Origin of the sequence: Xanthomonas bonasiae, assembly GCF_017163705.1 — a bacterium.
Classification (GTDB): domain Bacteria; phylum Pseudomonadota; class Gammaproteobacteria; order Xanthomonadales; family Xanthomonadaceae; genus Xanthomonas_A; species Xanthomonas_A bonasiae.
This window is the reverse complement of record NZ_JAFIWB010000002.1, coordinates 17162-30403: the sequence shown is the minus strand read 5'-3', so window position 1 is coordinate 30403 and position 13242 is coordinate 17162. Positions and strand designations below refer to the sequence as shown.

Annotated in this window: 10 protein-coding genes and 2 tRNA genes; 1 reads left to right on the top strand and 11 read right to left on the bottom strand. The window is 61.4% G+C overall.

All coding sequences use genetic code 11. The features are described 5' to 3' along the window. Nucleotides 1-10: 10 nt before the first annotated feature. The 8 genes from JR064_RS02830 to uvrB all read right to left on the bottom strand — a co-directional run bounded on the left by JR064_RS02830 (nucleotide 11) and on the right by uvrB (nucleotide 8204). Nucleotides 11-1183 carry a TrbI/VirB10 family protein gene (locus tag JR064_RS02830; protein ID WP_206228758.1) on the bottom strand — a complete coding sequence of 391 codons (1173 nt, stop codon included), beginning with the start codon at nucleotides 1181-1183 and terminating at the stop codon, nucleotides 11-13. Further along, nucleotides 1180-1941, bottom strand: a complete 762-nt coding sequence (locus tag JR064_RS02825; protein WP_206228757.1) for a TrbG/VirB9 family P-type conjugative transfer protein — start codon at nucleotides 1939-1941, stop codon at nucleotides 1180-1182. The genes JR064_RS02830 and JR064_RS02825 overlap by 4 nt, the downstream gene beginning before the upstream one ends. Continuing rightward, complete coding sequence (locus JR064_RS02820; RefSeq protein ID WP_206228756.1) at nucleotides 1938-2963, bottom strand: VirB8 family type IV secretion system protein; 1026 nt, start codon at nucleotides 2961-2963, stop codon at nucleotides 1938-1940. The genes JR064_RS02825 and JR064_RS02820 overlap by 4 nt, the downstream gene beginning before the upstream one ends. 62 nt (nucleotides 2964-3025) lie before the next feature. Beyond that, entirely contained in the window at nucleotides 3026-3454 is a 429-nt protein-coding gene (locus JR064_RS02815) for a hypothetical protein (RefSeq protein WP_179565412.1), read from the bottom strand. A 423-nt stretch (nucleotides 3455-3877) separates the two neighbouring features. Next, a complete protein-coding gene (locus tag JR064_RS02810) occupies nucleotides 3878-5551 on the bottom strand; it encodes a type IV secretory system conjugative DNA transfer family protein (RefSeq protein ID WP_206228755.1) in 1674 nt (557 codons plus the stop codon). A 35-nt stretch (nucleotides 5552-5586) separates the two neighbouring features. Further along, nucleotides 5587-5844 carry a hypothetical protein gene (locus JR064_RS02805; RefSeq protein WP_179565416.1) on the bottom strand — a complete coding sequence of 86 codons (258 nt, stop codon included), beginning with the start codon at nucleotides 5842-5844 and terminating at the stop codon, nucleotides 5587-5589. Nucleotides 5845-6011: 167 nt separating this feature from the next. Then, nucleotides 6012-6086 (bottom strand) — tRNA-Val (locus tag JR064_RS02800). Nucleotides 6087-6182: 96 nt separating this feature from the next. After that, nucleotides 6183-8204 (bottom strand): excinuclease ABC subunit UvrB, encoded by a 2022-nt coding sequence (uvrB, locus tag JR064_RS02795; protein ID WP_206228754.1) that lies wholly within the window; start codon nucleotides 8202-8204, stop codon nucleotides 6183-6185. Between the two features lie 150 nt (nucleotides 8205-8354). Between uvrB and JR064_RS02790 the strand changes: the two genes are divergently transcribed. Further along, nucleotides 8355-8891 carry a GspH/FimT family pseudopilin gene (locus JR064_RS02790; protein WP_206228753.1) on the top strand — a complete coding sequence of 179 codons (537 nt, stop codon included), beginning with the start codon at nucleotides 8355-8357 and terminating at the stop codon, nucleotides 8889-8891. Nucleotides 8892-8931: 40 nt separating this feature from the next. Here JR064_RS02790 and JR064_RS02785 read toward each other — a convergent pair. The 3 genes from JR064_RS02785 to JR064_RS02775 all read right to left on the bottom strand — a co-directional run bounded on the left by JR064_RS02785 (nucleotide 8932) and on the right by JR064_RS02775 (nucleotide 13240). Further along, nucleotides 8932-9008 (bottom strand) — tRNA-Asn (locus JR064_RS02785). A 90-nt stretch (nucleotides 9009-9098) separates the two neighbouring features. Further along, the gene (locus JR064_RS02780; protein ID WP_206228752.1) at nucleotides 9099-9518 is read right to left on the bottom strand and encodes a type IV pilin protein; all 420 of its coding nucleotides are present in this window, start codon (nucleotides 9516-9518) and stop codon (nucleotides 9099-9101) included. Further along, on the bottom strand, nucleotides 9518-13240 hold the full coding sequence (locus JR064_RS02775; protein WP_206228751.1) for a pilus assembly protein: 3723 nt from the start codon (nucleotides 13238-13240) through the stop codon (nucleotides 9518-9520). The genes JR064_RS02780 and JR064_RS02775 overlap by 1 nt, the downstream gene beginning before the upstream one ends. Between the last annotated feature and the right edge of the window lie 2 nt (nucleotides 13241-13242).

Sequence of the window (13242 nt, the reverse complement as noted above, 5' to 3'; positions counted from 1 at the left end):
CTCTACGCGATCAACGGGGCAGCACGGCGGTGAAGTCGACGTCTTTTGCCACATAGACATTGACGACGGTGCCTTGGTTGATGGTCACGGTGGCAGGACGGCGGCGCTCCAACGCCTGCTCCGACAAGCGCTGGATGGACTGCGCCGTGTTGCTTTCGAACGGCTGCTCGGTCACAACGCCGGAATTGAGGCCCACCGTGGTCGTCGAGGGACCGTGTTCTGCCGCCGCCCATTTGAATGCATCGCTGAGCATGCTGATCATCAATGCCGAAGAAATCCGGCTCGCCCAATGCGCGCTGTATTTGCCAGGGTGACCGGCGCTGCCGAGGTTGTCCACGCCAGGACCCATCAACGTCACATCGATGCCGGTCGGCGTGGTGATGCGGTCCCAAACGACCTGCATCCGCGGGCCGGTCGGCTCCATCGCACCGTACTGACCGAGCATCTTGGATCCCTTCGGCAACAGCAAGCGCCTGCCGTTGATCGAATAGACCGGCTCCGTGATGATGCATGAAGTGAAGCCCGGGAAATCGGTGATGATCCGCGTCTCGAGCACGCAACGGATATAGGTGCCGCGCACCAGCAAGCCGTCCGGATTGGCGATGGGCTTGGCCGAGGTCTGCTGCTCCTCCTGCTGCGCTGGCATGCCCGGCTGCAAGCCAGGCATTCCCTGCTGTCCGCCGCCAGCGGGATCCTGCACCCCGACCATGCGTCGCTCCAGCAGCGAGGGACCGCGCTCCTGCCGCAAGGACTGCGAGTCCTGTATCTCGGTGTCGGTGGGCATCGGCGGCAACGGCGGCAAGCTCGGCTGTTCCGCCAGTTGCACCGGTTCGACCGGCTGCTGCGGCGGAGGCGCCGTGGTCTGAGGTAATGCGGGCGCCACGACCGCTTCCTGCCGCGGTTTCGGCTTCGGCTCACTGGAGCCGCTGCTCCCCACCACCCAGAAAATGACCAGGATCAGCAGCAGCGCGATGCCACCAAGGAAGATCAGCGCCTTGCGATTGAGCTTCTGCACATCGCTGGAGCGCAGCACTGGCTCGTTGGCATCCAGATCCGGCTCGCCAGCCTGGCGCTGGCGGGCGAAATAAGGATTCTCCTTACCCGCGTCGCCCGCTTGCGGAGAACGCGGCTGGTCCCGCTCGTTGCCGTTATTTTCGTCAGACGGAGGTATGTTCGAGTTCACTTTTGCTTATTCCTACGCAAGCCGACAACATTCTTGCCGTGGCGGACAACCAGGAAAGGATAGGTCCCGTGGACAATCAGGGTATTGCCCTCGACTGTGGTATTGACCAGAAAATCCTCGTCATTTTCCTTTTCGCGGCCGAACACGGCCGGGAAATTACCTGTCGGGAAGCGCGTCAGGTCCATCTTGATATACGTGAACTTGCCGTCGTCATAGACACTGCTCGGCACGATCCATGTCTGCTTCGAGCGCGTCGAGTAGTCGTAATCGAAATAGTAATGACGATCCTTGGACATGCGCGTATCGAGTTGCGACTCGTCCTTCACCTCATCGCTGGCTGCAGCGAAGCTGGTGTCCTTCGGATAGGTGAACGTCACCTTGTATTGCACGCCGGCTTGTTTGGCCTGCTCCAGACGCTGCCAATCCGTGGCGACCACCTTCAATTCCAGAATGTAGGAATGGGTGGCCGTGCGGATCATCATGTTGGTGTCGACGTCGACGTTCTTCGGCTTCAGGTAGAAGACGTTCTCGCGACGACTGAGCTCCCAGCCACTGGTGAAACCGGTGCTGTAATCGAGGATCTTCTCGTTCGGGCTGAGTTCGACCTGCGTCGTGATCCCGAGGCCGGTCCGCACCTGGTAGATCTTGTCGGGTTCGTACTCATACTGCTGGACCACCTGCGCCGAGGCAAGCGGCGCGAACAAGGCCAGTGCCAGCATCGCGGCACACGCCGAACCGGTTTTCGTCATGAAACTCATCGAACGTTCGCTCCATTGCCATTGTTCTGAGGTGCAACGTTGGGCGCGGGAGGCGCGGCGGCAGGCTGCGCTTCCGGATAGACAGGTGCCGCCGCGGGCGCCTGCTGCATGGGCATCGCGCCGTTGGTCTGGGGTACCGCCCCGGGTGACATCGGCTGACCGGGAACCTGCGGCGCTGGCACCTGGCCGGGTACCGGCACCTGGCCTGGCGCAGGCACTTGTCCCGGCGCAAGCTGCTGGTTGGGCGTGGCAACCGGCGTCTGCTGCAGCGCTGACGGCGGCGGCGCCGGAATCGCGGCGTAATCGTTGTCGACGCGATAATCGGTGACCTGGAAACCCAGCGGATTCTCGACGCGGAGGTCCTCTTTCATCACCAGATCGGCGCTATAGCGAAAACCCATGATCGCGAACTTATTGTCCAGCAGTGTCGTCTGCCCGGTCTTCTTGTCGTAGATGCTGCGCTGGAAACGGACATTCGCACCGGTGTAGGGCTGAGCGCCACCGCCAAGCAAGGTGATGCTCAATATATTCACGCGAATGGACCGGACCTTGCCATAGGTGAAGTAAGGCGCCGATGGATTGTTGGGCGCGTGGAGCGCCCTGTACTCGCTGCCCACAGCGGAATCTGATGGCGCCATGGAGAACACCGTGTTCCAGTCGTTGAGGCCCATCATCTCGTAATCGTAGGACTCGCGGGCGGTAATGAAGCGCGCCACATTGCTTCTGGCCAATGCCTCGCTCGCGGTGATGCTGCGTATTTCGCCAGGATCGCGCAGAACGGACACGGTGGACGTCCCGGTATAGGCGTCAGCCATCACGATGTACGGAATTTTCTCCTTCAACGGCAGCATGTAGTAATAGCCGCCGCCCAACAGCAGGCACATGACGATCGCGCCGAACGCGACCCACCACGCGCGGCGCTCGCTGCGCCGCGCCAGATCAGCGATGCTGATCTCGTAGTTGACAGCCTTTGCAACCGCCTTGTTGACGCTTTCGCTCTCAACTGGTTTTTTACCGAACATCAGACTTCACCAGGTTACGTAATGTGGCTGCGGAGGCACATGGACGGCCTCCGAAAGTAAAGTCACTTCGCGTTGCCGTCGCCGGCCGGCGCCGCAGTCCCGCTCAGCGAAGAAGATGGCTGCACGAGAATGCGGTTGCCCGCAGCGGAGACGGTGACGCCTTCCTGCGCATAGACCACGCTGAGTTCGGCGACCGCCTGCTGGATGCTCGTGGTGTTGATCTTGGCCACCGGCGCATAGAGCGTGTAGTCGGACTGGATGCTGTAGCTCAACTGCATGTTCGAGTCCTTGGCCCAGCGCTCGAGCATCGTCTTCAGGGTGCCGTCCATCGGCACCGCCTGGTACACGTACGAGGAGTACAGCGGGATCTCCATCGTCGACTCGGAGAACCGGTTGACCGGCTTCCACCTGCCGCGGAAATCAGGCGCCGGCCTGGTGGCACAGGCGCTCAGCAGCGCAACGGCGCTCAGAGTGGCGATCATCCGAAACATATGCGTTCTTTTCACGCGAGCCTCTAAATTGCGGAAACGTTTTTTGATGGACGGCCGGCAAACGGCCGACGGTCTGAGAACTGCAGGTTTCGCCACAGGGACGGCACGGCGCGATGCACAGTCGGCGCAAGAGCCCGATGACAGCGTCGGGGATCGCGTAAATCCGGCGCACGCACGCGCTCCTGCAGACGAAGGACGTCCGAGGACAGGCTTTCAGCGCCGAGAAAAACGGAATTTGTCAGAAAACTTTCCATGTCACCCTCGCGTGCGTCCTGGGAACACACGCCCCTGTTCCTATTGCCAATTGCCCCGCACCAGCATCGCGAGAATGTGCCGCAGGGCCATGCTCACGTCAAGCTTTTGGCAAAAAAGCGTTCAATCCAGCCAGATTGCCAATAATTTTGCGAACCACGTCACCCTATGTCACAAGGAAAGCGTCGGCACATTGACCTTCGGCTTCAGCCTCGCGGTGAAGTGCCGGTCCTTGTAGTACTTGATCTTGTCGCACTTCACCGGATGCGGGATGCCCTCGTACAGGAACACCTCGTGATCGTTCCCCATCGCCTTCAGTTCCTGCGGCAGCATCAGCGCCCTCCTCTCTTCCGACACGCTGCGGGTCACGTCCTTGCCGCGCGTGATGTTCTTCTTGCGGAAGGTGGTGTAGCCGAGCATCTCCGAGTAGTCGTTGGCGTCCTGCTGCTCGCGCGGAGCGTAGAGGATCTGCAGTGCATGGTTCGTGATGATGGTCCGCGACACGTCCTTGCCGTAGGTTGCGTCCAGCTGCGCCATGCTCTGGATGATCGGCAGAAGCCGGACATTGTAGCCGGCCATGTATGACACCGCCGAGGCGATGATGTCGACCTTGCCGATCGCGGTGAACTCGTCCATCAGCAGCAGGCATTGGTACTTCAACGCCGGATTGCTCTTGGGCAGTTCCTTGGTGTTGAGGTTGATGATCTGGCTGAAGAACAGGTTGATGATCAGGCGGCTCTCGGCCAGCTTGTTGGGCTGGATGCCGATGTAGATGGTCATCTTCTTCTTGCGCAGGTCGGTCAGCAGGAAGTCGTTGTCGCTGGTGGCCGCGTCGAGCACCGGGTTGATCCAGGCATTGAGCGGCTCCTTCAACGTGCCCAGGATCGATGCGAAGGTCTCCTCGGCCTGCGACAGCATGTTGGAGAACGCCGACTTGGCGTTGCTGCTGAGGAAGCGCCGTTCCGACAGCGATTTCAGGTATTTCTTCAGGTCGCTGCCATCGCCCGAGGACAGCCGGTAGATCGCCCCCAGCGTCGGGGTGCCCAGGCCGCCCGGGAAGCCGATGTTGCGTTCGTCGTCCCAGTTCTCGAACAGGTACAGCGCGAACGCCATGAACGCGTTGCGCGCCTGGCTGACCCAGAATTTCTGGTCGTCCGATCCATCCGGATACAGCATCGCGGCAATGCTCATCAGGTCAGAGACGCGGAACGCGGGGTCGTCGGACACGTAGCTGAGCGGATTCCATCGATGCGTGCGCCGGTCCTCGGCGAACGGGTTGAACAGGAACACCTCCTGTCCCTGGCTGGCGCGCCAACCGCTGGTGAGATCGAAGTTTTCCTGCTTGATGTCCAGAACCACCACCGATTCCTGGTATTCGAGCAGGTTCGGGATCACCACGCCGACGCCCTTGCCCGAACGGGTGGGCGCGGCCAGGATGACGAACTGCTGACCGCTCAGGCGCACCAGCTTGCCGCGGAACTTGCCGACCACGATGCCGTTGCCGCTCTGCTTGAACAGGCCGTGCTTGGCCAGGTCGGCGGCACCGGCGAAACGGGCGTCGCCGTGCAAGGCCTGCTTGCGCGGCTTGAACATCAGTACCAGCGTCAGCAGGCACAGCAACCCGGGCAAGCCAAAGCCCAGGTAGCCGGCCCACTTGATCTTGCCGACGAAGGGCGCGACCTGCGGCAAGCCGATGGCATGCACGTATTCGTAATAGGTGCCCAGTCCGAACAGGCGCGTATCCAGCTTGAGCAGCAGCAGCACCAGGTAGCCGGACAGGAAATAGCCGACAACGGCAGTGAGTGCGACGACGACCACAGCCGCAACGATCTTACGATTCGACAAGCCCCTATCCTCCCTGATGCACCTTGGCGGCTATTCTAGCTTCGGCGCCGGGTGCTCGGCTTGCTCTTCGACGGCTTTTTTTCGACGCTGACGCCGCCGCCGTCCTGCTCGACCAGGGTATCCATCCAGACCCGCGCCTCGTCCCAGGACATGTCGTGCGAGTCCAGGCGCGCGCCACCCGCGGTAGTGACGGTATAGCCGACCACGTTGGCGGGGCTGTATTCCGGTTCGCGCGTCAACGCCACCAGCTGGTAACGTCCTTTGACTTGAATCGTATGATGATATTCCATCATGCGTACGGCCTCCTCGCCTGATCGTCGGCCTGATGCTAAAGCAAGCCGGGCGCCAGGGCCACCCGCCGCCAGCACGCGATCGCCCTGCCCTGCGCTGGACGATGGGCAACAAAAAAGCCGGCGAGCGCCGGCCTGTTGTGTTCCACGAGTGCATCGTCTGCATGTCGTGGTGGGCGGTACAGGGTTCGAACCTGTGACCCCTACCATGTCAAGGTAGTGCTCTACCGCTGAGCTAACCGCCCATCGCTGCTGCGGACATACCGCTGCAGGGGCGCGAATCTTAGCCCACCTTGCGGCCAAGAACAATAGCCGCGAGGACGAGGCCAGCTGCCGTGCGGCTAGCTGACCAGGCTGGCGTCGCGCAGCTTCTTGATCTGGTCGCGCACCCGCGCCGCGTCCTCGAACTCCAGGTCGCGGGCGTGCTGGTACATCTTCTGTTCCAGCGCCTTGAGCCGGGACGCCACCTCGGCCGGTTCCAGCATCCGGTAGTCGGCCGGCTCCTCCGCCACCCGGCGCCCCTTGCCCTTGCCGGACTTGGCCTCAACCGCGCCGTCGGCGCGCGCGCCCTCCAGGATGTCGACGATCGGCCGCGCCACCGACTTCGGGGTGATGCCGTGCTCGAGGTTGTACTCCACCTGCTTCTCGCGGCGACGTCCGGTCTCGTCGATCGCCGCCTGCATCGAGCGGGTCATCCGGTCCGCGTACAGGATCGCCTTGCCGCGCAGGTTGCGGGCGGCGCGGCCGATGGTCTGGATCAGCGAACCGGTGGAACGCAGGAAGCCCTCCTTGTCCGCATCCAGGATCGCCACCAGCGACACCTCGGGCATGTCCAGGCCCTCGCGCAGCAGGTTGATGCCGACCAGCACGTCGAACTTGCCCAGGCGCAGGTCGCGGATGATCTCCACGCGCTCGACCGTGTCGATGTCCGAGTGCAGGTAGCGCACCTTGACCCCGTGTTCGCTCAGGTACTCAGTGAGGTTCTCGGCCATGCGCTTGGTCAGCGTGGTGACCAGCACGCGATCGCCCAACGCCACGCGCAGCCCGATCTCCGACAGCAGGTCGTCGACCTGGGTGCCGACCGGACGGATCTCCACTTCCGGATCGATTAGTCCGGTCGGTCGCACCACCAGTTCGGTGATCTCGCCGGCCGACTCGCGCAGTTCGTACGGACCGGGCGTGGCCGAGACATAGATGCTGCGCGGCGAACGCGCCTCCCATTCCTCGAAGCGCAGCGGCCGGTTGTCCAGCGCCGATGGCAGGCGGAAGCCGAATTCCACGAGCGTCTCCTTGCGCGAGCGGTCGCCCTTGTACATCGCGCCGATCTGCGGGACGGTGACATGGGATTCGTCGACGACCAGCAGCGCGTCGGCCGGCAGGTAGTCGAACAGGGTCGGCGGCGGCTCGCCCGCGGCCTTGCCGGTGAGATGCCGCGAGTAGTTTTCGATGCCGTTGCAGTAGCCGACCTCGGCCATCATCTCCAGGTCGAACTGGGTGCGCTGCGCCAGCCGCTGCGCCTCGACCAGCTTGTTCTGCGCGTACAGCTGCTCCAGCCGCTCCTTCAGCTCGATCTTGATCGTGTCCACGGCGCTGAGCGTGCGCTCGCGGGTGGTGGCGTAGTGGGTCTTCGGATAGACCGTGTAACGCTGCAGCTTGCGCAGGGTCTCGCCGGTCAGCGGATCGAACAGGGTCAGCTGCTCGACGTCGCCGTCGAACAGCTCGATGCGCAGCGCCTCGCTGTCCGACTCGGCAGGAAACACGTCGATGACTTCGCCACGCACGCGAAACGTGCCGCGGTGCAGCTCGTATTCGTTGCGGGTGTACTGCAGGTCGGTCAGGTGCTTGATCAGCTGGCGCTGCTCGATGTGCTCGCCGATCGACAGGATCAGGCGCAGCGACAGGTAGTCCTCCGGCGCGCCCAGGCCGTAGATCGCCGACACCGTGGCCACCACCAGCGCGTCGCGGCGCGACAGCAGCGTCTTGGTCGCGGCAAGGCGCATCTGCTCGATGTGCTCGTTGATCGAACTGTCCTTCTCGATGAAGGTGTCCGACGACGGCACGTAGGCCTCCGGCTGGTAGTAGTCGTAATAGCTGACGAAGTACTCGACCGCGTTGTTCGGGAAGAACGCCTTGAACTCGCCGTACAGCTGCGCCGCCAGGGTCTTGTTCGGCGCCATCACCAGGGTCGGCTTCTGGATCGCCTCGACCACGTTGGCGATGGTGTAGGTCTTGCCCGAACCGGTCACCCCGAGCAGGGTCTGCTTGGCCAGTCCGGCCTCGAAGCCGGCCACCAGCTTCTCGATCGCCTGCGGCTGGTCGCCGGCCGGCGAGTATGGCGATACGAGTTGGAAACGGTCGGACATGAACGGGCCTCGAGATGAATTTGAGTGGAGCGAGCCTCGGCTGACGCACCGCCGGGATGATTCCTTACATGGGAACGGTGAACCCTCTCATTCAAGCCCCCATGTCAAGGGATCGAAACTGACAGCCCTCCCCATCGAAGGATGGCTTCCATGAGGAAATCCAGTGCTCAAGGCTACACATTGCTGCAGTTGGCAGTCGTGATGGCGATGATCTGCGTACTGACCGCGATCGGCATACCGGCCTTCCAGGACCTCGTCATGCGCCAGCGCCTATCCGTCACCAGCTATCGGCTCAGTTCCCAACTCGCCCTGGCGCGCAGCAGCGCCATCAGCTACGGCGTGCCGGTGAGCGTATGCCCATCCAGTGGCGGCGGGAAATGCCGCGAGGACAATGACTGGAGCCACGGATGGATGGTCTACCGCGACCTGGACCGACAGTCGCAACCGACCGACCCTGGCAGCGTTCTGGGCCTGGAAACCGCACCGGCGGCAGCCTCCATGACCGTCATTTCAAACAGTGGCAGGGGCGCCGTTCGCTTTCTTCCTGATGGCCGCAGCGCGGGCAGCAACCTCAGCATCAGGATCTGCGGGAAGGGACGCCTGCTGGCCGAGGTGGTCGTGAACAACGCCGGCCGGACCCGCTTGGCCAGGTCGGCGGCAAGTCAGGCCTGCCAACCGAAAAGCTGAAAAAAGCAAAGGCCGCGATCGCTCGCGGCCTTTGCAGATTTGGCGCCCGAAGTTGGACTCGAACCAACGACCCCCTGATTAACAGTCAAGTGCTCTAACCGGCTGAGCTATTCGGGCGGGGAGGCGCATTGTATAGAGGCCTCGGGGGCATGGCAAGAGGGTCGCCAAGCGCTCATCTTCCCCGCCAGCACAAGGCCGGCAACCGGATCACCAGCAGTCAGTTTCGAGCGCACCCGTCGAGGTCGTCCGTGCGCCCTTCTGATCCAGCCCAAGAGTGCCGCACTTGGTGTCTTTCGCCAGTTGCCTTCCCTTCGGAGTCGCGGTGAGCTTGAAAGCGCTTGCGCTTGGAGTGCCATCGAACGCGATCGTATAGAACTGTGACAGATCCGCATCGCATGTGGGCGCGGTTGCACCGACGTAGGTCATGTTGGTCGTATAGAAACGCTCCACCAACTGCGCACCCTGCTGCAGGCAGACAGCCGCAGCGGAACGCCGCGACTTCACAACATAGGATTCGTAGCTGGCAAAGGCGATCGCCGCAAGAATGCCCACGATCAGCACCACGATCATGATCTCGATGAGGGTGAAGCCACGCTGCCGCGAGGGAGCACAAAGAAGGGGACGCATCAATCGTTCCTCAGGAGTTCACGCCAGGACACGCGCTTCATACTGAGCGCGCTGCTATTGGTGCCGATGCCGACGGTGCTGGCATTGTCCAGCCCGATCTGCATCTGATTGCCGATGAAGATGGGGCTGTTGGGACTGCTGTCCAGCCCGATGCCAGAGGCGGGCTTGCCGTTCAGGGTATCACCGGTGCTGGAGCCACCACTGCCATCCAGGTCGAAGAACGACTGCGGCATACGCCCACCCGTGAACGGATTGATCGCCATCACGAAGCCCTTGCCACTTGGGCTGCAGACATCGCCCGAGTCGGGTATGCGCGTGGTACCGATCAAGGCGGTTCCCTGGAAGAAGTTGGAGACGACCATGCGCTCTCCCTGGGCAGTTCCCGATGGCGGCACCAAGTCCATATACCACCCATCCAAGCCGGGACTTGGCTGATCTTCGATGACGCGCACGGTGTACCCGTTCACGGTGCCCTGCTGCTCGATATCGACCTTGTTCAAGCTGGAGCGATCCGAAGCGATCGCGCGGCCACGGTCGATCAAGCCATACCAAGTCTGCACGTCCTTGTTGGAAAGGTCGCCATCGGACAGGTATTTGCCGGTACCGAAGAACACCCAGGTCAATCCGGTCGATGGGTCCTTCGCGGCGGTGGGCGCTGCCGTGATCGGCTGGGTCTTGGAACCGTACTGCGCAGTGAACAGGCGGGTGGCCGTGCCGGACGCGCCGGTCATGTCGAAACGCCACAAGTTGCCGTTCAAATCGCCGGCATAGATTCGATCGACGATGTAGTCGTTGTTCGAGGACCAGGCCAGCACGGAAGACAGGCCATTGTCGCCAGTCGCACCGGTCGAGATGTCGCTAGAGACGCCACTCAGGATATTGACCAACACCAGATCGGCAGAGTCTCCACTGCTGTTGGGACCATTGCCGACCATCGCGTACCACTGGCCATTGCCAAGCTGGCCGATGATCGGCTTGCCCAGATTGTTACCGAGCGTAGTGAGGTCTGTGGACGTCTTGTCCCACAGCAAGGAAATGTTGTCCGGATCGGTGACGTCCAGCGCGAACATGCCCTTGCCGCCACGCCCCATTGTCCCGATCAGAATGGAACGCCAGCTCGCTGTCGCCGTATCGTAGATGTCGGAAACGGTGAGCTCTCCATCCACGTAGTAGCGATGCTCATAGTCGGGACTGGTGTAGTTCAGCAGCCCGGTCATCGCCGCCTTCGGCACGAAAGCGAACGTCTCCGCGCCAGAGCTGGCGTTGAAACCGTGCAACATGCCGTCGTTGGCGCCCACGTAGAGCATCGGCGTGCGCGTCGCCTTGGCAGCAGCGAACGACGCGTAGGCGCTGGCACCGGTAAAGGTCGCGGTGGTGTAAAGCCGCGCATTCGGCGAGCCCACATAGACCGGTTGCGAATTGACGATGTCGCCCATCAACCCGGTGCGGGTGCGCAAAGCACCGCCGTTGGCCTTCTCGTTCGTGCGATCACCCCGCAGGTAGTCGATCTGCTGCTGGGTGGCGGAAGACAATGGCGTACTGGTCAGATTGCCATAGGCAAAATTCGAAAGCGTAGTGGCGCCGCTGGCAAACTTGATGGTCCGCGCATTCCATGCCGGAAACTGGCCACTGGCGCTCCATGCCTGGGTAAGCGCACCTGTGGTCTGGTTGACATTGTACGCAATCAGATCGCCGCGCCAGGTGCCGCTGTAGAAGACGGACTGGTAGGTGCGAGCACCCGACTCGAGCTTGGTCGTATTGCTGGCCAACGATGCGGCGGAACCCTTCATTTCGTCCAGGATGCGCTCGAATGCCTTGCGCAGGCTGGCAATCATCTTCTCCGCATCGGCGGCGATGTAGTAGTTGTCCGGCTGCTTATAGGTATTGTTGCCGTTGACATAGGACGTGCCATTCCACCAGGTGCCATCCGCCAAAGCGTCCAAATTGGTATCCGGATCGTAACCCTCGGGCACCTGGAAACCGCCGTATTTGGCCGTCAGCCAATACTGATTGGTACTAGGCGACTTGTAGTCACCGTACTCAACCACGTCCACCCAATGGGTAGAAAGCGTCTGCTTGCCTGGAAATCCGTCGCTTGCGGTATCCGGGCGCATGTCCTTGGTGTGCGCATCGTAGGCGAGCGCCGCGATGTAGGCCGAATTGCCGTCGCCATTGAATTGACTTGCCGAAGCCTTGGTCGCCGCATTCGCCGCATTCTGTCCCTCTTTGCGCCAGATCTGGGTCATCCTGGTGATGACGTTCACGGACTTGTCGCTGCTCACCTCGGCAGGCTGGGTCGGCTCCCCATTCAAATTCGCGGTATTGCCCGGCAGGTTTTTGTCGTTATGCGTATTGGTGTCGCCAATACCCAGGATGACATTGACCTGACACCGATACGAGATCGGATCATTCCAGCTGGTAATCACCGGAAAGCCGTCGGCCTGCCTGTATTTACTGAGCGAATCCCCGCTAAGGGCGGAATAAGCGGCCACATTACCCTGATGCTTGAAATAGCGAATCGCAGCGTAATAGAGCTCACTTACGTCATCGTACGACTTGACATTCTTGCCCGTATTGAGCTGGCCGAACTTGTTCAGGTAATTGATGACACCACTATTGACGATCGGATAGCCATTTCCAATCACCGCCGTCGTAGCGTCGGCATCGGCAGAGTCGGGATTTTGATACAGGATACCGGTTTGGGGATCCCATTCGCGTGCAGTGTTGGCGAGACGCCCTTGATCTGGATTGTAGCTATAGGGACCAACGAACTTCTGCTTGGCACGCAAAATTCCGGTGTCGACACCATTGTTATCGATATTCTTGTACCCGAAGATACTGTAGCGAATGCGGGTCGCATATTGCTGAATCAAGCCCTCTGGCTTGTATCCCCCGTTCGGATAGGCGACGCAGTTGTCTTCCAGGAAGCCGCTGACGCACACCTTGACGCGAACCGACACTTCAAAGGTAAGCGTGGTATCCAGGACGCAGCCTCTGTTACCCTGAGCAGTACACGCGGTTCCGTTTGGATTGAGGTAACTGCCGTTCAAGGCATGGACGGAAGGATCGTATGCGACCACCGTATCCGTGGTCGCGCCGTAGCTGAATCGCATCTTGTTGCCAAGCCCATCGATGCGCATGTTCAGGTTCTGCCACGTCGCCGACGTGCCGCCGGTGATGAGCGTGGCATTGTTAGTGATCACGCGCCGCGGGAAGTTCTGAGTACTGGCGCGGTCTGCCACCGCCTTCTCCAGAATCGTCTCGGTCGCGGTATCGCGCACGCGATAGCCTCCGGTCAAGGCCGAACGAAACGGATCGATAGTCTGGGTAGCCGCCCAGTTGAGGAAATTGCCCGACCAGGCGCCCTGCGTCCCGGCACAGGAATAATTTGTCGGACTGCTGCCGAGACTGCTGACCGGATAGAAATAGCGATCCGTCTCGGTGGTGCTGTAGTTGTATTTGTAGCACTTCTTAGAATCGAAGTAGCCGACGAACTTGGAGGTCGCCGAATACGTATCGGACAGGTTCGCCTTGCTGATGACGGTAGGAAACTCGACAGAGGGCACGATCGCCAGATTGCCTGGCACCGTACTGCCCACGTACAGCGGAGACTGCGACACGTCGACGTCCGCGCCAGCGCTACCGATCGTCCCGATCAGGAGACCCGCCGCCACGGCGAGGAACGAGTCCTTGCGCGTCGCATTCTTTGCTCGACTGGTCATGG

Excerpts from the sequence above, each read along its gene's own strand:
- uvrB (WP_206228754.1), bottom strand. The coding sequence starts at position 8,204 with ATGTCCGACCGTTTCCAACTCGTATCGCCATACTCGCCGGCCGGCGAC.
- JR064_RS02820 (WP_206228756.1), bottom strand. The coding sequence starts at position 2,963 with ATGTTCGGTAAAAAACCAGTTGAGAGCGAAAGCGTCAACAAGGCGGTT.
- JR064_RS02790 (WP_206228753.1), top strand. The coding sequence starts at position 8,355 with ATGAGGAAATCCAGTGCTCAAGGCTACACATTGCTGCAGTTGGCAGTC.
- JR064_RS02775 (WP_206228751.1), bottom strand. The coding sequence starts at position 13,240 with ATGACCAGTCGAGCAAAGAATGCGACGCGCAAGGACTCGTTCCTCGCC.
- JR064_RS02825 (WP_206228757.1), bottom strand. The coding sequence starts at position 1,941 with ATGAGTTTCATGACGAAAACCGGTTCGGCGTGTGCCGCGATGCTGGCA.
- JR064_RS02805 (WP_179565416.1), bottom strand. The coding sequence starts at position 5,844 with ATGATGGAATATCATCATACGATTCAAGTCAAAGGACGTTACCAGCTG.
- JR064_RS02780 (WP_206228752.1), bottom strand. The coding sequence starts at position 9,518 with ATGCGTCCCCTTCTTTGTGCTCCCTCGCGGCAGCGTGGCTTCACCCTC.
- JR064_RS02815 (WP_179565412.1), bottom strand. The coding sequence starts at position 3,454 with ATGTTTCGGATGATCGCCACTCTGAGCGCCGTTGCGCTGCTGAGCGCC.